Source organism: Hymenobacter sp. J193 (genome assembly GCF_024700075.1).
In the GTDB taxonomy this organism is placed as follows: domain Bacteria; phylum Bacteroidota; class Bacteroidia; order Cytophagales; family Hymenobacteraceae; genus Hymenobacter.
In genome coordinates this window covers 413,432-427,878 of record NZ_JAJONE010000001.1, presented here as the reverse complement: position 1 = coordinate 427,878, position 14,447 = coordinate 413,432, and the positions used below count along the sequence as shown (strand labels likewise).

At 59.4% G+C, this 14,447-nt stretch carries 15 protein-coding genes; 5 read left to right on the top strand and 10 right to left on the bottom strand.

Annotated elements, in window-relative coordinates; translation table 11 throughout:
- Positions 1-59: 59 nt before the first annotated feature.
- Positions 60-710: a zinc ribbon domain-containing protein gene (locus tag LRS06_RS01910; RefSeq protein ID WP_257869919.1), complete on the top strand. Its 651-nt coding sequence runs from the start codon at positions 60-62 to the stop codon at positions 708-710.
- Positions 711-911: 201 nt separating this feature from the next.
- Here the strand turns inward: LRS06_RS01910 and LRS06_RS01905 are convergent, their stop codons facing one another.
- Positions 912-1,670 carry a DUF481 domain-containing protein gene (locus LRS06_RS01905; RefSeq protein ID WP_257869918.1) on the bottom strand — a complete coding sequence of 253 codons (759 nt, stop codon included), beginning with the start codon at positions 1,668-1,670 and terminating at the stop codon, positions 912-914.
- 48 nt (positions 1,671-1,718) lie between these two features.
- Between LRS06_RS01905 and LRS06_RS01900 the strand changes: the two genes are divergently transcribed.
- On the top strand, positions 1,719-2,357 hold the full coding sequence (locus LRS06_RS01900) for a hypothetical protein (RefSeq protein WP_257869917.1): 639 nt from the start codon (positions 1,719-1,721) through the stop codon (positions 2,355-2,357).
- Between the two features lie 2 nt (positions 2,358-2,359).
- Here the strand turns inward: LRS06_RS01900 and LRS06_RS01895 are convergent, their stop codons facing one another.
- The 7 genes from LRS06_RS01895 to LRS06_RS01865 form a co-directional block, all read right to left on the bottom strand.
- The gene (locus LRS06_RS01895; protein WP_257869916.1) at positions 2,360-3,316 is read right to left on the bottom strand and encodes a transketolase family protein; all 957 of its coding nucleotides are present in this window, start codon (positions 3,314-3,316) and stop codon (positions 2,360-2,362) included.
- Between the two features lie 117 nt (positions 3,317-3,433).
- Positions 3,434-3,736 carry a GIY-YIG nuclease family protein gene (locus tag LRS06_RS01890; RefSeq protein WP_257869915.1) on the bottom strand — a complete coding sequence of 101 codons (303 nt, stop codon included), beginning with the start codon at positions 3,734-3,736 and terminating at the stop codon, positions 3,434-3,436.
- A gap of 77 nt (positions 3,737-3,813) precedes the next feature.
- On the bottom strand, positions 3,814-4,581 hold the full coding sequence (locus LRS06_RS01885; protein ID WP_257869914.1) for a phytanoyl-CoA dioxygenase family protein: 768 nt from the start codon (positions 4,579-4,581) through the stop codon (positions 3,814-3,816).
- Positions 4,578-5,984 (bottom strand): VWA domain-containing protein, encoded by a 1,407-nt coding sequence (locus LRS06_RS01880; protein ID WP_257869913.1) that lies wholly within the window; start codon positions 5,982-5,984, stop codon positions 4,578-4,580. The genes LRS06_RS01885 and LRS06_RS01880 overlap by 4 nt, the downstream gene beginning before the upstream one ends.
- 94 nt (positions 5,985-6,078) lie before the next feature.
- Entirely contained in the window at positions 6,079-6,972 is an 894-nt protein-coding gene (locus LRS06_RS01875; protein ID WP_257873359.1) for a transketolase, read from the bottom strand.
- 103 nt (positions 6,973-7,075) lie between these two features.
- Positions 7,076-7,525 (bottom strand): thioredoxin-dependent thiol peroxidase, encoded by a 450-nt coding sequence (gene bcp, locus LRS06_RS01870; protein ID WP_257869912.1) that lies wholly within the window; start codon positions 7,523-7,525, stop codon positions 7,076-7,078.
- 116 nt (positions 7,526-7,641) lie between these two features.
- Positions 7,642-8,223, bottom strand: a complete 582-nt coding sequence (locus LRS06_RS01865; protein ID WP_257869911.1) for a lipocalin family protein — start codon at positions 8,221-8,223, stop codon at positions 7,642-7,644.
- A 1,149-nt stretch (positions 8,224-9,372) separates the two neighbouring features.
- Between LRS06_RS01865 and LRS06_RS01860 the strand changes: the two genes are divergently transcribed.
- Positions 9,373-10,044, top strand: coding sequence for a hypothetical protein (locus tag LRS06_RS01860; RefSeq protein WP_257869910.1), 672 nt, complete (start codon positions 9,373-9,375; stop codon positions 10,042-10,044).
- A 7-nt stretch (positions 10,045-10,051) separates the two neighbouring features.
- Here the strand turns inward: LRS06_RS01860 and LRS06_RS01855 are convergent, their stop codons facing one another.
- Together LRS06_RS01855 and LRS06_RS01850 are read right to left on the bottom strand one after the other, a co-directional pair.
- A complete protein-coding gene (locus LRS06_RS01855; RefSeq protein WP_257869909.1) occupies positions 10,052-12,043 on the bottom strand; it encodes a M23 family metallopeptidase in 1,992 nt (663 codons plus the stop codon).
- Between the two features lie 141 nt (positions 12,044-12,184).
- On the bottom strand, positions 12,185-12,799 hold the full coding sequence (locus LRS06_RS01850) for a fumarylacetoacetate hydrolase family protein (protein ID WP_257869908.1): 615 nt from the start codon (positions 12,797-12,799) through the stop codon (positions 12,185-12,187).
- Positions 12,800-13,001: 202 nt separating this feature from the next.
- On the opposite strand from LRS06_RS01850, the gene LRS06_RS01845 reads away from it, so the two are divergent.
- Positions 13,002-13,796, top strand: a complete 795-nt coding sequence (locus LRS06_RS01845) for a M48 family metallopeptidase (RefSeq protein ID WP_257869907.1) — start codon at positions 13,002-13,004, stop codon at positions 13,794-13,796.
- A 15-nt stretch (positions 13,797-13,811) separates the two neighbouring features.
- Positions 13,812-14,384 carry a hypothetical protein gene (locus tag LRS06_RS01840; RefSeq protein WP_257869906.1) on the top strand — a complete coding sequence of 191 codons (573 nt, stop codon included), beginning with the start codon at positions 13,812-13,814 and terminating at the stop codon, positions 14,382-14,384.
- The last annotated feature ends 63 nt before the right edge of the window (positions 14,385-14,447 follow it).

Sequence of the window (14,447 nt, the reverse complement as noted above, 5' to 3'; positions counted from 1 at the left end):
ATAGAACAGACTGAGGGTAATCCGTATTTTCGCCCCGCCGACCACTTCTACCCTCTGCTATGAGCAACATGATTCAGTTCGTCGCCAACCACGACGACCTTAGCACCGACAAGGGCTTCCAGTTTAAATTTTACTGTGACAAGTGCCGCAACGGGCATATGTCGCGGTTTCTGCCCAACAAGGTTGGTATTGCCGGGGAGCTGCTGCGGGCGGCTGGCAGCCTGTTCGGCGGTCATTTCCACGATGTCGGCAACGCCGCCTACCACGTGCAGCGCGCCATCGGCGGCAAGGCCCACGACGACGCCCTGGAAACGGCCGTGCAGGAAGGTAAAAACCACTTCAAGCAGTGCACCCGCTGCGGCCACTGGGTATGCCCCGACGTGTGCTGGAACCACTCGGCCGGCCTCTGCGAGGACTGCGCCCCCGACGAGCAGGAGGAGTTGACCGCCCAGCAGCGCCAGGCCGCCCGAGAGCAGATCCATACCAAAACCCGGGAGCAGGACTACACCAAAGAGCTGGATTTCCTGGGCCGCGCCAGTCTCACGCAGTGCCCCAAGTGCAGCGCCAAGCTCGCCCCAGGGCAGAAGTTCTGCCCCGATTGCGGCACTACCAACACCGCCGCTGCTACCAAAGCCAAATTCTGCGCCGACTGCGGGGCTGCCGTTAAGGCTGAGCAGCGGTTCTGCGCCGAGTGCGGCGCGAAGCAGTAGCACACCAATAGGTCATTGCGAGCGGTTCGAAGCAATCTGCCTTGGACAATGTGACAACCCTTAAAATGTAGAAAGCCCTTTTCCATTGTAACGGAAAAGGGCGTTTTACATTTGGATGTTTTGAGCGTTACTCAGGACGGATTGCTTCGCGCCGCTCGCAATGACAGTTGATGAATTGAGGCGTTGAGTGACTGTGCGCAGCTACTTCGTGCTGTAAGCTACGCCCACGGTTACGTTGGTGTTGTCGTTGGGCTTGCCTTCCAGCACGCGGCTTTCGAAGGTATAGGCGTAAGTTCCCGTAATGGCCAGCCGCGAGGTGAAGCGCAGGGCCAGCGTGGTAAGCTGGCTGAAGCGGTAGTCATCGAAATCCTGAAGGTTGGGCAGGTAAAACGTGTTGGCTGTGAGGCTGAAGACACGGTAGCTGTACACCACCTTCAGGCGGGCCGAGCTGCGCGTGACTTTCCGACTGGAGTTGTCCTGAAAGTATGTGGCCTCCCGGATGATGAGGTTGCTCAGGGCTACCTCCCGCCCCAGCGAATCCTGGTAGAACGCCCAGCCCGGCCCCGCGCCCAGCTGCGTGCGGTTGTCGATGCCGCGCAGGTTGCTGCGCTCGTAGCCCCCAATACCGTAGAAGCGGAAATGGCCTTTCCAGTAGTAGGGCGTGGCGTTGAGCAGAAATTCCCGCTCCTTGAGCCGCCGGTCCTGCTTGCCGTAGGCAAAGCTGCCCATCACGGGCGCGCCAAAGTGCATGCCGCGCAGCAGCGTCACGTTATGCACAGTAGAGAACAGCGCCCGGTTCACGCCCCCCGACGTGTACTGCCCCGTAAGCTGCCCGCTGTAGCGGACAATGGTAGTATCGGGCTTTTGGGCCAGGGTGGAGGAAGCGGCGCCGCTGAGCAGCAGTAGTACAAATGCAAAGCAGACGAAGTGGCCTGTTCGAAGAGAGAGAAAAACTAGCATGTGGTATATCGATGACCGATGAGAAATATATAATTGTAACTTGCTCTTATGCTCAGATATATATTGGTTATTTCTTTGGTTATACTAAACAGCCTAACGGCGGAAGCGCAAACAGTCATTCAGTGCGACACTCTATTTCGGAGGCTGCAAGTATATAAATCTACGATATCAGATGTTATAACAGTGATGGGGATACCTGATAGCAAAGAGGAAATTGCTACGGAAATGTTTGCGCACCTGAGTGGCGGTGGCGATAGATATAAACGAACAGTTACAGCATACTATGCTAATTACACAAAGGAGGGAATCCAATTTGAAATAGATCAGGAAACGAAGCAATTAACCAAGATTGTCTTTCAGCCGAATGCATTCGTAATGACAGCCAAAGGTATACAACCTACTAAAAGTAATTTCGCCGATGTAATTCAGGCTTATGGATTAATCGACTTAAACAAATCCACCAATACACCCCCTAATATTCAAGGATGGGTTACTGGTAGGGGAACCGACAATAAACGGTACTACACCCTTCTTTGCTACTGGGGAATTACCTTTGTTAGCTATGGCCGTTGGAATATGGCTGAGGGCTTTTCTTCAAAGCAGGTAGATGAAATTTGGTTAGTTGGTTATGGAACCGCCCCGGCTGCTTCAGAAGCAACCAGGGCGGCTCGTCATAGATGCAACTGAACCTATTTCCGACGGGCCATTACTTTCTCCACGGCGCGCACGATGGCGGCTTCGTTGAGCTCGTATTTTTCCATCAGCTGGTCGGGCGTGCCCGATTCGCCGAAGGAGTCGTTTACGGCGACCATTTCCAGGGGCAGGGGCTCCTCACGAGCCAGCAGCTGGGCAATGGAGTCGCCGAGGCCGCCGTTCATCTGGTGTTCCTCCGCTGTCACCACGCAGCGCGTCTTGCGCGCCGACTCCAGCACCAACTGGGCATCCAGGGGCTTGATGGTGTGCAGGTTAATAATTTCGGCGTTGATGCCTTTTTCCGCCAGCAGCTTGCCGGCCAGGATGGCCTTCCACACCAGGTGGCCCGTGGCGAAGATGCTCACGTCGGCGCCCTCGTTCAGCACAATGCCCTTACCGATTTCAAACTGCTGGTCGGCCGGGGTGAAGTTGGGAACTACCGGGCGGCCAAAGCGCAGGTACACGGGACCTTCGTGCTCAGCAATGGCCAGCGTAGCGGCCTTGGTCTGGTTGTAGTCGCAGGGGTTGATGACGGTCATGTGCGGCAGCATCTTCATCAGCCCCAGGTCCTCCAGAATCTGGTGGGTGGCGCCGTCTTCGCCCAGGGTGAGGCCGGCGTGCGAAGCGCAGATCTTCACGTTCTTGCCTGAGTAGGCAATGCTCTGGCGGATCTGGTCGTACACGCGGCCCGTCGAGAAGTTGGCGAAGGTGCCGGTGAAAGGAATCTTGCCCCCGATGGTGAGGCCGGCCGCCAGGCCCATCATGTTGGCCTCGGCAATGCCTACCTGGAAAAACCGCTCGGGAAAGTCCTTCACGAAGGCATCCATCTTAAGGGAGCCGATGAGGTCGGCGCACAGGGCTACCACATTGGGGTTGGTTTTGCCCAGCTCGTGCAGGCCCGCGCCAAAGCCGCTGCGGGTATCTTTCGATTCGGTGTAGGGAAAGTCTTTCATGTGGTAGGGTCTTAGGGTCTTGGTTTTTGTCGTTGTTTACACTGTCATCCTGAACGCAGCGGAGCGGAGTGAAGGACCTTCCTCGGTTAAGTGAAAAGGCTCATTCAACGTCTTACGTCACAGCTCCGCGTAATTCAGCGTCAGCCACTGCGGGTTGCTGCTGGCTATCAGCTTATCCTTTTTGGCTCGCGTCCAGCCTTTGACTTCCTTTTCGCGGGCAATAGCGCCTTCGATGTGCTCGTAAGGTTCGAAGTAGATGAGGTTGTAGCAAAAGTAGCGGCCGGCAAAGGTGCCGGGCTTGCCGCGGTTCTCGAAGTGTTCCTGTACGCGCCGTCGCAGGTCATTCGTCACGCCCGTGTAAACCGAGGTCTTGGCCGGGTTGGTGACGATGTAGACGTAGTACTGATGGGCGGCGGACATAAAGGCTTGGAGCGTTGTAGAAAGGGGAGTTAGGTATTAGAGGAAGGTCCTTCGCTGCGCTCAGGATGACAGATGAATCAGGATAATGGCAGCCTTTCCCGCCACTGCAGGCCCTCGGGTAGTTCGGCAGCGCTGAACTCGAGGTGAATCACGCGACGTGGACGCGGGCTGGTGCTGCGGTTGGAGGCATGAAGCGTGAGGGGCTGCATGAGCATGATGCTACCGGCGGGCACGGTGCAGGTAACGGCGTGAGGCGTGAAGTCTGGGTGTTGGTCGTTGGGAATGACGCCGTGGCGGTGGGAGCCGGGCACCACGCGCAGAGCACCGTTGGTGACGTCGCAGTCGTCGAGATGCAGGCGCAGGGTGATGATGCTTTCCAGGATTTCGCGCGGGGGCAGCACGGTAGTTTCGCCGCTTTTCGTGCTCCAGGGGCCATAGCCGGGTAAGTCACGCCGCTGGTCTACGGCTATCATCACATCCTGGTGCCAGGCTACCAGCCAGTTGGAGACAGCCGGCTTATCAAAGTAAATAGCCTTGACGAGGTGCGGAGCCTGGCTGGGAAACAAGGCTGCCAGCAACGCCCGTAGCCGGGGCGTCAGCAGCAGCTCCCGTAGCTGAGGCAGCTCACCCAGCAGGTTGCGGATGGCAAACACGTCCTGGCTGCGGCGGAAGTTGGGCGAGGAAGCTTCAGCCGTTTCGATGGTATGAAGTAGGTCCGTTATTTCCTCGGGGCAGAATATGTTGAGCAGGATAGCGTGACCAGCCGCGGCAAGTTGAGCTGCCGCTTCAGCAGTCTCAAATTCTGCCGAGTTCCTTCTGGCTATTTCCTCTACCTGTCCGCTCATTTCCCGAAAATGCTAACCGACGTGGTCTGGCCGGATTTGATGGTGAAGGAGCGCGTGTCGGTGAACTTGCTGCCGGTGGCAGTGCTGGTGCGAAATACCAGGCGGTAGGTTCCCGGCTGCATGGGCAGGTTGATTTTGCTGCTGCCCCCCTCGGGCAGGTTGTAGAGCCAGGTTTGGGTATCGTCGGGGTTGAGACGGTAGATGCTGCCGTAGCCCTTCAGGTCGCTGATGATGTTGAGCGTGCCGGGGGCGTCGTAGGTTACCACCGTTTCGCGGCCCTGCGTGATGGTGACGCGGCGCAGCTGGCGGGGTAGGGTAAGCAGCTCTACCTCGTAGTTGCCGGCCAGCAGCTTCTGGCGGGTGCCAAAGGAACGCGCAATAAGCGTGGCCGGGTTGCCGGCCTGCCGTACCACTGCCTGCACCCGCCCATAGGCATTGAGCGTGGACAACGGGTTTTGCAGCACCAGGGTGCCCTGCGGCACTTTGAAGTTGAGCACATTGGCCTTGCCCGGCCGGATGGCCAGGTTCGGGTGGCGCACGGCCGGCACCGTATTAATCACCAAGTCGTAGCTCTGCAGCGGGTCCACGTCCAGCACGTCGGGCTGGCCTTTCTCGTCGCGCCAGTGGATGTAGTTGTACTCCGGCGTCTCCGTCACGTTGTTGATGAACGTCAGGTTTACGTTCGACTCCACGCCCCGGCCCAGGTCGTCGGTCAGGTTTACGGCTACGGTGGTGCGGGCCAGCGTCTGGGCAATGACGTCGTTGAGAATCGTGCGGAACGTCTTCACGTCGGCGGCATTATAGTAGGTGCCCATGCACTCCAGCTGCTTGCCAAACTCCCTTTCGGCCCCAATGCCAATCACGAACGGCTTGAGGAAGATACGCTTGCGCTGCAGGGCCAGGGACGTAGCGCACGGGTCACCCTTGCACGACTCCAGCCCGTCGGTAATCAGAATGAGCACGTTGCGGGCCGACTTATCCGCTGGAAAGTCGCCGGCCGACTGCTGCAGGGCGTAGGTGATGGGCGTGTTGCCCTGGGGCTTGAGCTGCTGGAGCCGCTGCTTGATAGGAGCCGCATTTTTGCGCGCAAACGGTACTTCCAGGCGCGAGTCCTCGCAGTTGTTTTCCTTGTTGTCGTGCTGGTGCCCGTAGGCGCGCAAAGCCAGCTCCAGATTGGGATAGGCGTTGAGCGAGTCCACCATCTTCGACAGCAGGTTTTTGGCAATGTCCCAGCGCTGCTGCCCTTCCCACGGCGCCTGCATCGAGCCCGAGGCATCCAGCACGAAGAGTATGCGTGTAGTGCGCGGCTGTTCGGAAGGAGGAGCCTGCTGGGCACGCAGCGGCCCGGCCAGCCACAGCCAGCCAGAAAGCAGCAGAAACAGGACGCGAACGGGGTGGGGCATAGGGCAGCAGGGCGCGGCAGGCAGATAAGGGTGCATAAGAAGCCAAACGAAACCCGGCCAGGCTTCTTATGCAAGTCAAAAGCAGTAGCTGTGCTTAGTAGTCGGAAGCCTGCTCTACGGCCAGCTGCTGCAGGGCAATTTCCAGCTGCTCGTTGTTGGGCGCCACGCCGTGCCACTTGTGGGAGCCCATCATAAAGTCAACGCCGAAGCCCATCTGCGTGTCCATCAGCACCATCACGGGCTGACCCTGGCCGAGCAAGCCCTGCGCTTCCTCAATCGTGGGGAGCAGCTTCTCGAAGTTGTTGCCGTCGGTTTCGAGCACGCGCCAGCCGAAGCTCTCGAACTTGGCCCGCAGGTCGCCCAGGTGCATCACCTTGTCGGTGGGGCCGTCAATCTGCTGGCCGTTGCGGTCCACGAAGGCAATCAGGTTGTCGACTTTGTGGTGGGGCGCGTACATAGCTGCTTCCCACACCTGGCCTTCTTCCAGCTCCCCGTCGCCCATCAGCACGAATACGGTGCGCGGGTCGTTGTTGAGCTTTTTAGCCTGGGCGGCGCCGGTGGCTACACTCAGCCCCTGGCCCAGGGAACCAGACGCAATGCGGATACCGGGCAAATGCTCGTGGGTGGCGGGGTGGCCCTGGAGGCGGGAGTTGAGCTTGCGGAACGTAGCCAGCTCACTTACTGGAAAGTAGCCCGAGCGGGCCAGCACCGAGTAGAATACCGGCGAAATGTGCCCATTCGACAGGAAAAACAAGTCCTGGTTGCGGCCGTCCATGTCAAACGGCTGGGGCGTGTGCTGCATCACCCGGAAGAAGAGCGATACCAGCAGATCGGTGCAGCCCAGAGAGCCGCCGGGGTGGCCCGAGTTTACGGCGTGCACCATGCGCACGATGTCGCGCCGCACCTGCGCGGCAATCTGGTTGAGCTCGGCCACGGAGGTGGCGGCGGAAGTGGCGGAAGAAGCGGCGAAAGACGTGTCCTGCGACATGGGCTGGCGGAAAGAAGAAGTTAGGGTAGGCAAAGGTAGGAACTTGGGCCGGCTAGGCCGCACAGAAAAAAGCCCCGCCGGAAAGACGAGGCTTCAAAGGAAATCAAAGGAGTTGCGCGGCATGGTTCTTCGTGTCGACTTTGGTAATGACCTTCTCAATACGGCCCTGCTCGTCCAGCAGAAACGTGTAGCGCATCGTGCCCATGTACTTGCGGCCATACATCGATTTTTCCTGCCACACACCGTACGCTTCCACCAACTGCTTGTCTTCGTCGACGAGGAGCGGGAAAGGCAGCTCATACTTACTGGCAAACTTCTGGTGCGACTTCTCTGAATCGATGCTCACGCCCAGCACCTGAATGCCCGCCGCCAGCAGCGCCGGGTAGTTGTCGCGCAGGTTGCAGGCCTGGGCAGTGCAGCCGCTGGTGTCGTCCTTGGGGTAGAAGTAGAGGGCTACTTTGCGGCCCGCGTAGTCCTGGAGGCGGTGCCGGGTGCCGTGCTGATCTAGGGCGTCGAAGGCCGGAGCCTGCTCGCCGACTTGGGGAATTGCCATGCCGCGAAGATAGATGGAGAACTGGTGAAATAGTGAGTTGGTGAACTGGTGAGTTTGATGTTCTATCCGCGCAAGCGGCGCCAGCAGAACATTAAACTCACCAGTTCACCAACTCACTAGTTCACCGCCTCCGGCTGGGGCGTGTAGATGAGGTTCTCGACGGGAAAGCCAAGTTCTTTGGCGCGGGCCACCAGCCGGTCGCGGCGGTTGCGCTCCAAGTGTGGGGCCCGGCTCAGCAGCCACAGGTTCTTGCGGCCTGGCTCACCTACCAGGGCGTATTGGTAGTCGGCCAGGTCGAGGTCCAGGATCCAGTAGTCGCCTTCGAAAGGCCAGAAGAACTGCACTTTCAGCCGGGCGTTGGTGGCATCCGTAGCGCGGGCTACGGCCGTGGCTGTTTCCACCGGGCCTTCCAGCCCTTCCTTGTGACAGGTATTGCGCACGGCTACTTTGCCATCGGGGCGCAGCTTGTACTCGGCCGTCACGTGCTGGCAGCCTTTCTCGAAGCGGGTAGGCAGCCGGGCTACCTCGTACCACAGGCCGGCGTAGCGGGGCAGATCTACGTGGGGCACGGTGGGCAGCGGCGGGTGCAGCTTGCGGCGGGCGTAGGCATATACCGCTACGCCGGTGGCTATAGCGGCCGCAGCTGCACCCAGGAGTACCGGCTGGCGGTGTTTGGCGAATTGTGGAATGGGAGGCATAGACGCAGGGTGAGTTGGAACTCGGCTATACGCAAGCCTAGGCCCCTGGGTAGCCTATTCACTACCTTGTCAATTCTCCATCTGCAGAAGAAGGAGTATTCCCTAGGCTGTGTGGACAGCAAGCAAAAAGAACGTCATGCTGAGCTTGTCGAAGCATCTCTACCGAACGATTTCGTGCGACCGAAGCAGTAGAGATGCTTCGACAAGCTCAGCATGACGCCCTGGAAAGCCTAAAAATACATTTTTCTATATATATTAATGAGAAACTATTTTCTGCGTCTGGTTTTTCTCCTGCTATTGCCGCTCGGGCTTTGGGCGCAAGCAGTTCCCCCACCTAGTGGTTACAAGCTACGACGGGTACGGCAGCTGCGGCCCGCTTATCAGCCGCCGGGAGGACTGGTGCCGTACCAGGGCTACTACGACTGGGGCTTATCCGATACCTTGGGCCGGGTGTACCTGCGGCCGATTCTTCAGAAAGAGCCAAAAGCCACCGCCGGCCCTTTTTGGGTAGCAGAATGGCGCGAGGTAGGAGAAAATGATATGCGTAGTGAAAGGTGGGAGGAGCGCCACGGTGGCTCAGAAATCTGGCTTAATGCCCGGGGGCACTATCTGGTTATCCCCTCTGACTACGCCGCTTACCGGCAGCCAGATGGCAGCCTGGTTGCCAAACCATACCGCCGCCACCTCACGGAACCGCTGTATCGATACGAGGTACTGCCCTACAGACAAGACAAGGAAGCGCAGGTTCCGTCTCCCTGGCGCTACTGGCGGAATCATCGTCGTGGTTGGCTTTACTACGTAGGGGCCGGGCTATATGCGGTGCGTGGACCTAGCGAATGGCAATATTTCCGGCGCGAGAGATGGCGTCGCCATCGGTATCGTCATTCAACTGCTATTATGGTTCGTGGGGCGCCGCTGACAGGGCCACCGCAGGCGCTTTTTGATAGCACAAGCCGGCGGCTAACACCTTATCAATATGAGCAGCTTGGCCCAATCAGTACCGGACGAATCCGCTATATGGTGAGAAAGCCAACTAGACACTATGGGTTCTTAGACCGCCGGGGGCGCAGAGTGTTAGGTCCTTACCGAACGGCGGCTAACTTCTCGCACGGGCGGGCCGTCGTATCCTTGGGACGTACTGGGAAAGAGGTGCTGTACGCCCTTATTGATACGACTGGTGCGTTCATCATTGCCCCGCAGTCTGCAGAGTTGGATGGGCCTGATAATCGGGGCTTCGTTCGTCGTAAAATTCTGCGCCCGGCCGGACGGCAGGTGTATGAGTACCTGGGCCTCGACGGGAAGCCTGCTTTCCCGGGACGTTATTTTGGCTGGGGTGAACAGTTTACCGGCGACTCCGCCGCTGTACCCGATACACTTAACCGACCCGGTGTTCTGTACGCCAATGGTACCTGGCTGCCCCGGCCAACGACGCCTGAGAAGCAGTACGTAAAGCCCGCTCGAGGAATGGTAGTTCCTGCCGATAGCAGCCGTGTGGTGTTCGTTAGTCCTACTGGTCACCGGGTAACCACCGCCAGCTATGCAAAGGGGCAAGCATTAGCAGGAGGATGGTTTTTGGCTTACGATAACGCCAGCAGCCCAGCCGTGCTGATAACGCCCGCTGGGAACCGGTATCCGCTGCCACCCGGCTACGCACCCGACTTGCTGTATCACGGCCTGGACAACTACAACCACGTGCCCTTTGACAACGGCCTGCTGAAAGTGCGCTGGGGTAAGCCACACCAAGAAGGTTGGGAGCCTAAGCGCGAAGCCTATATGACCCGTAGTGGGCACATCCTGGTCGGTGACCCGGATCCGAAGTAGGCAGCTGCTACAGCGTTACGCTTATCACCTTTTCATTGCCGGCCATGTCGCGGAGGGTGAGGCGGGCGGGGCCGCGCAGGGGCGGGCCCAGCTTGTCGTCGCGCTCCGAGAAGAGAGTAGAATTCTTGTGCTCGAAGCGCAGCAGGCGGAACTGTCCGTTTACTTCCAGCTGGTAGCTGGCCAGGCCCGAGAGGTCGTCGCCTACCTTGAAGACTACGCCGGCCGCGCCTTTGCTGACGAGGCGACCCGAGGGCGGCGTCACGTCCGTCACCAGCTTGAACTGCCCGAACAGGCGGGTATTGAAGCTGAAAAACTCGCCTTCCCACTGGCCGCTTTGCCAGATGCGGGCATTGCCCCGAATCAGGCAGGCCGCCGTGCGCTGCTTGTCAACTACCAGCGTTTCGGGCTTCAGCGTCACGCGCAGGGCTTCCTGAATAGGCGTGACGGCGCTTTGTACCTTCCAGAGGCCATCCTTGTAGGTGGTTTGCAGGTAGAGCGTGTCGTAGGTGGTGCGGGGCGCAAAGGCCAGGTTGACGAAGGGTGTGGCAAACAGGCGCTCCTGCCCGGCCGGAATGGCGGCCACTCTATCAAAGGGCTGGGCGCGGCGCAAACCGGGAAAGCGCAGGGAGTCAGGAAGGCCGGCGCGCAGGTCGTAGAGGTACACGGTGCGGCCCTGGTCGGTGTAGCTGGGGCGCAGCTGGCGTTGGCGGTTGCCGCGCGTGAGGGTGAGGTTAGGTGCCTCGCGGGCCGTATCGTCTGCCGTTACCCGCAGAATATTGCGCACTACTTCGTAGCGCAGGGCGGGTTTGCGGGTGGCGCTGCTGCGGGTTTGCCAGTACTCGGGCTCCTGCCCGCGCAGCACTAAGTGCAGGGGCGTGGCGTTGCCGTAGGCGTCTTCCAGGCGCATTTCCACGTCGTAGATCTTACCGGCCTCCACCAACAGCTTGCCTTTGGTGGGGCCGGTCTGGTAGAGGCGCATGCGGTTGCCGTCGTCCACCCACAGCTTTTCGAAGGTGCGGCGCGAAGTCATCAGGTACTCGTAGTCGATGTGCTGGTTTACTTCGCGCGTTTCGCCGGGAAAGCCAATGCCGTTGATGGTGTGGGTGTAGAACGGCTGCCCGTTCACGCGCACCGACACGCGGTAGAGCCCGTTCTTGTTCCAGGCACCATCAAACCGGTCGAAGGCCTGCAAAAGCAGCCCCACGGTACCAAAGGCCGGAATAGTATCGGCCACGGAGTAGCCGGTGCCGGCCGCGCGGGTGGGCGTGAACAGGCGCTTCTCGAAGCGGCCCTGCACGCGGCCATCAATGCTCAGCGGCTCTACGGCGGCCGCCAGCACAGTAGGTGCCACGTGGTCCTGAATTTCGGAGAAGCCACCCCACTGCAGTGGGTTGAGCTGGTTGTCCTGGGCGTCGCGCACTTCCCAGTGCAGGTGCGGTCCGGCTGAGCCCCCGGTGTTGCCTGACAAGGCCACCAGTTCGCCGCGCTTTACCTGAAACTGCGTGGGCTGAAAAAACAGCTCCAGCTCGTAGGTTTTCTTCTGGTACTGCTGGCGGCGCATTTCCTCCGCCACCGGCCCCCGGAAGTGGTTGAGGTGGCCGTATACCGTAGTCAGGCCGTTGGGATGGGTGATATAAAGCACGTTGCCGTAGCCGAAGGAGCTTTGCTTCATGCGGGAGATGTAGCCGTCGGCGGCGGCGTACACGGGCAAATCCACCCGCCCGTCGGTCTTGATGTCGAGGCCGCCGTGGAAGTGGTTGGGGCGCAGCTCGCCCATGCTGGCCGCCAGGAAGTTGGGCTGGCCCGGCTTGATGGGCAGCAGGAAATAGCCGTTGGCTACTTCGTTGGGTTTGGCCGTAACCGGGGCTACGGGATGGGGCTTCTCGGTGGAGTCGGGCTCCTGGCCGCCGCAGGAACTGGGGCGCAGGCCCATCAGCAGCAGGAAGGGCCAGGCCACTCCCAGCAGCCGGCGCGGCCGCAGGTTCAGGAAATCAGGCATTCAGCAATAGGTAAGCAATTCGGAAGCCGGCAACCGGCAGTTCGGGGCTTCAACGAAAAAAACGGCGAAATGGGATACGCCGCAGGCATAAATGAAACAAAAAGCCGGGCCCGGGCAGCCGTTAGCCCCGGGCCCGAAAAGCTACTTCACGGCCAGGTCGAACATCTTTTCCTCGCCGATAAAGCCCGTCAGCTGGTCGCCAATCTGCACCGGACCCACGCCGCTGGGCGTACCCGTGAAAATCAGGTCGCCCATTTTGAGGGTGATGAAGCGGGAGATGTAGCTGATGATTTTGGAGAAGTCGTGCAGCATGAGGCCGGAGTTGCCGCGCTGGCGCACCTCGCCGTTCACTTCCAGCCGGAAGTCAATGGTTTTCAGATCGGGGAAGTCGGCCACGGGCTTGAACTCCTGGGAAATGGGCGCCGAGCCATCGAAGCCTTTGGCCAGCTCCCAGGGCAGTCCTTTGCTCTTGAGCTTGCTTTGCAGGTCGCGGGCCGTGAAGTCGATGCCCAGGCCGATGGCGTCGAAATACGAGGGGGCAAATTTCTCCTCGATGTTCTTGCCGTTTTTGCAGATGCGCAGCACCAACTCAATTTCGTGGTGGATATCCTGGGAGAAATCGGGCAGAAAAAACGGCTGGTTACGCTGGAGCAGGGCCGTATCGGGTTTGGCAAAGATGACGGGCGCGTCGGGCGTTTCGTTCTGAAGTTCGGCAATATGCTCCGCGTAGTTGCGGCCGATGCAAAGGATTTTCATTTGTAGGGGTCTTGGAGTCTTGGGGCAGCTGCCAGCTGGGAAAGATAGCGGGCGAAGGTATCAGAACGAAATCCAAGACCCTAAGAGCCCAAGTCCCCAAGACCCCATTAAACATTTTGCCCGCTGCCTCACGTATAGCACCCCGTCCCTACCTGCCGTCGGCGCGGGTACTGTTTCACGCTTTCCGTACCTTCCTTCTCTCATGCTCAAGAAAATTGCTTTAGCCAGCTCCCTGTTGATAGCAGCCGCTTGCTCTACCGTTCCCATTACCGGCCGCCGGCAGCTCAGTTTGGTTTCCGAAGCGGAAATGAACACCATGGCCGCTCAGGAATACCAAAAGGTGTTGGCCTCGAGCCGGGTAACCACCAGTGGTGCCCAGGCCGCACTGGTTAAGCGCGTAGGGGGCCGCATTCAGCAGGCGGTAGAGCAATACTTCCGCCAACAGGGTCAGCAAGCTCAGCTGGAAGGCTACGCCTGGGAGTTCAACCTTATCGAAGACAAGCAGGAAAACGCCTGGTGTATGCCCGGCGGTAAAGTGGCCGTGTACTCTGGTATTCTTCCCATCACCCAGGATGAAAACGGCCTGGCCGTGGTCATGGGCCACGAAATTGCTCATGCCGTGGCCCGCCACAGCTCCGAGCGGATGAGCCAGCAGATGGCAGCCCAGGGCCTGGGCACCGCGGTTTCCACGGCCGTAGGCCAGAATCCTTCGGCCACGCAGAATGTGTTTCTGCAAGCCGTAGGTATCGGCGGACAGGTGGGCCTGCTGAAGTTTGGCCGCAACCAGGAATCGGAAGCCGACCACCTGGGGCTGATTTTCATGGCCATTGCCGGCTACAACCCCGATGGAGCCGTGCAGTTCTGGCAGCGCATGGATGCCCGCGAAAACTCGGCTTCCCCACCCGAGTTCCTCTCCACGCACCCTTCCAACGGCACCCGCATTGCCGACATCCAGAAGGAACTGCCCGAAGCCCGCAAGTACTACACCGCCCGCTAATTACCGCTCCCGCGCATGTGCCTTCCTCTTTTTCGCCGCTTCCGCAGGATTCTGCCCGGCCTGTTACTTGCTTCGGCCGGGCTGCTCAGCAGCTGCGAAACTTCCCGCCGCCAGTCGTTTCCCGAAGTCAGCTCCCCGGTGAATGACCCCACCAAAACCGAGCAGCGGCAACTGGAAGCCACGAGCAAGCTGGTAGCCGATATTGCCGAGGGCAAAACCCAGTACTCCATACCGCGCGACCAGCTCACGCACAACTTCATCCGGGAGTTTGCCGATGGGACCGTGGTGGATAAAGTGATGATCCGGAAAGTGCAGGAGCGGCCCAAGGATGCGCCGGTGTACTACCTGGTAGGCCTGGGCCTTAAGGATGGCATGTTCCGGGGTATGGCTATTCCGCTGCGCAAATCATCGGACAACTCTCTGTATCTGAGCTCCAACACGGAGCGGTATATTCTGGAAGGAGTAGGCTGCACGTTCTGCTTTTTCAACTTCCAGGGCAACAAGATAGTAGGCACTACCTGCGAGGAAAATACCGGCGGATCTTCCTGTGACCTAACAGTGAAGGACAACAATACCTTTTTCCGCTAAGCCATGCTCAGTCGCAAGTGGATTCTGCGCCTCTCGCTCACGGCCCTGGCGTTGCTCGTCACC

What these genes read in the sequence shown, in the direction of transcription:
- bcp (WP_257869912.1), bottom strand. Translation starts at nt 7,525, where the DNA reads ATGGCAATTCCCCAAGTCGGCGAGCAGGCTCCGGCCTTCGACGCCCTA.
- LRS06_RS01875 (WP_257873359.1), bottom strand. Translation starts at nt 6,972, where the DNA reads ATGTCGCAGGACACGTCTTTCGCCGCTTCTTCCGCCACTTCCGCCGCC.
- LRS06_RS01900 (WP_257869917.1), top strand. Translation starts at nt 1,719, where the DNA reads ATGCTCAGATATATATTGGTTATTTCTTTGGTTATACTAAACAGCCTA.
- LRS06_RS01885 (WP_257869914.1), bottom strand. Translation starts at nt 4,581, where the DNA reads ATGAGCGGACAGGTAGAGGAAATAGCCAGAAGGAACTCGGCAGAATTT.
- LRS06_RS01890 (WP_257869915.1), bottom strand. Translation starts at nt 3,736, where the DNA reads ATGTCCGCCGCCCATCAGTACTACGTCTACATCGTCACCAACCCGGCC.
- LRS06_RS01910 (WP_257869919.1), top strand. Translation starts at nt 60, where the DNA reads ATGAGCAACATGATTCAGTTCGTCGCCAACCACGACGACCTTAGCACC.
- LRS06_RS01845 (WP_257869907.1), top strand. Translation starts at nt 13,002, where the DNA reads ATGCTCAAGAAAATTGCTTTAGCCAGCTCCCTGTTGATAGCAGCCGCT.
- LRS06_RS01865 (WP_257869911.1), bottom strand. Translation starts at nt 8,223, where the DNA reads ATGCCTCCCATTCCACAATTCGCCAAACACCGCCAGCCGGTACTCCTG.
- LRS06_RS01880 (WP_257869913.1), bottom strand. Translation starts at nt 5,984, where the DNA reads ATGCCCCACCCCGTTCGCGTCCTGTTTCTGCTGCTTTCTGGCTGGCTG.
- LRS06_RS01840 (WP_257869906.1), top strand. Translation starts at nt 13,812, where the DNA reads ATGTGCCTTCCTCTTTTTCGCCGCTTCCGCAGGATTCTGCCCGGCCTG.
- LRS06_RS01895 (WP_257869916.1), bottom strand. Translation starts at nt 3,316, where the DNA reads ATGAAAGACTTTCCCTACACCGAATCGAAAGATACCCGCAGCGGCTTT.
- LRS06_RS01905 (WP_257869918.1), bottom strand. Translation starts at nt 1,670, where the DNA reads ATGCTAGTTTTTCTCTCTCTTCGAACAGGCCACTTCGTCTGCTTTGCA.
- LRS06_RS01855 (WP_257869909.1), bottom strand. Translation starts at nt 12,043, where the DNA reads ATGCCTGATTTCCTGAACCTGCGGCCGCGCCGGCTGCTGGGAGTGGCC.
- LRS06_RS01850 (WP_257869908.1), bottom strand. Translation starts at nt 12,799, where the DNA reads ATGAAAATCCTTTGCATCGGCCGCAACTACGCGGAGCATATTGCCGAA.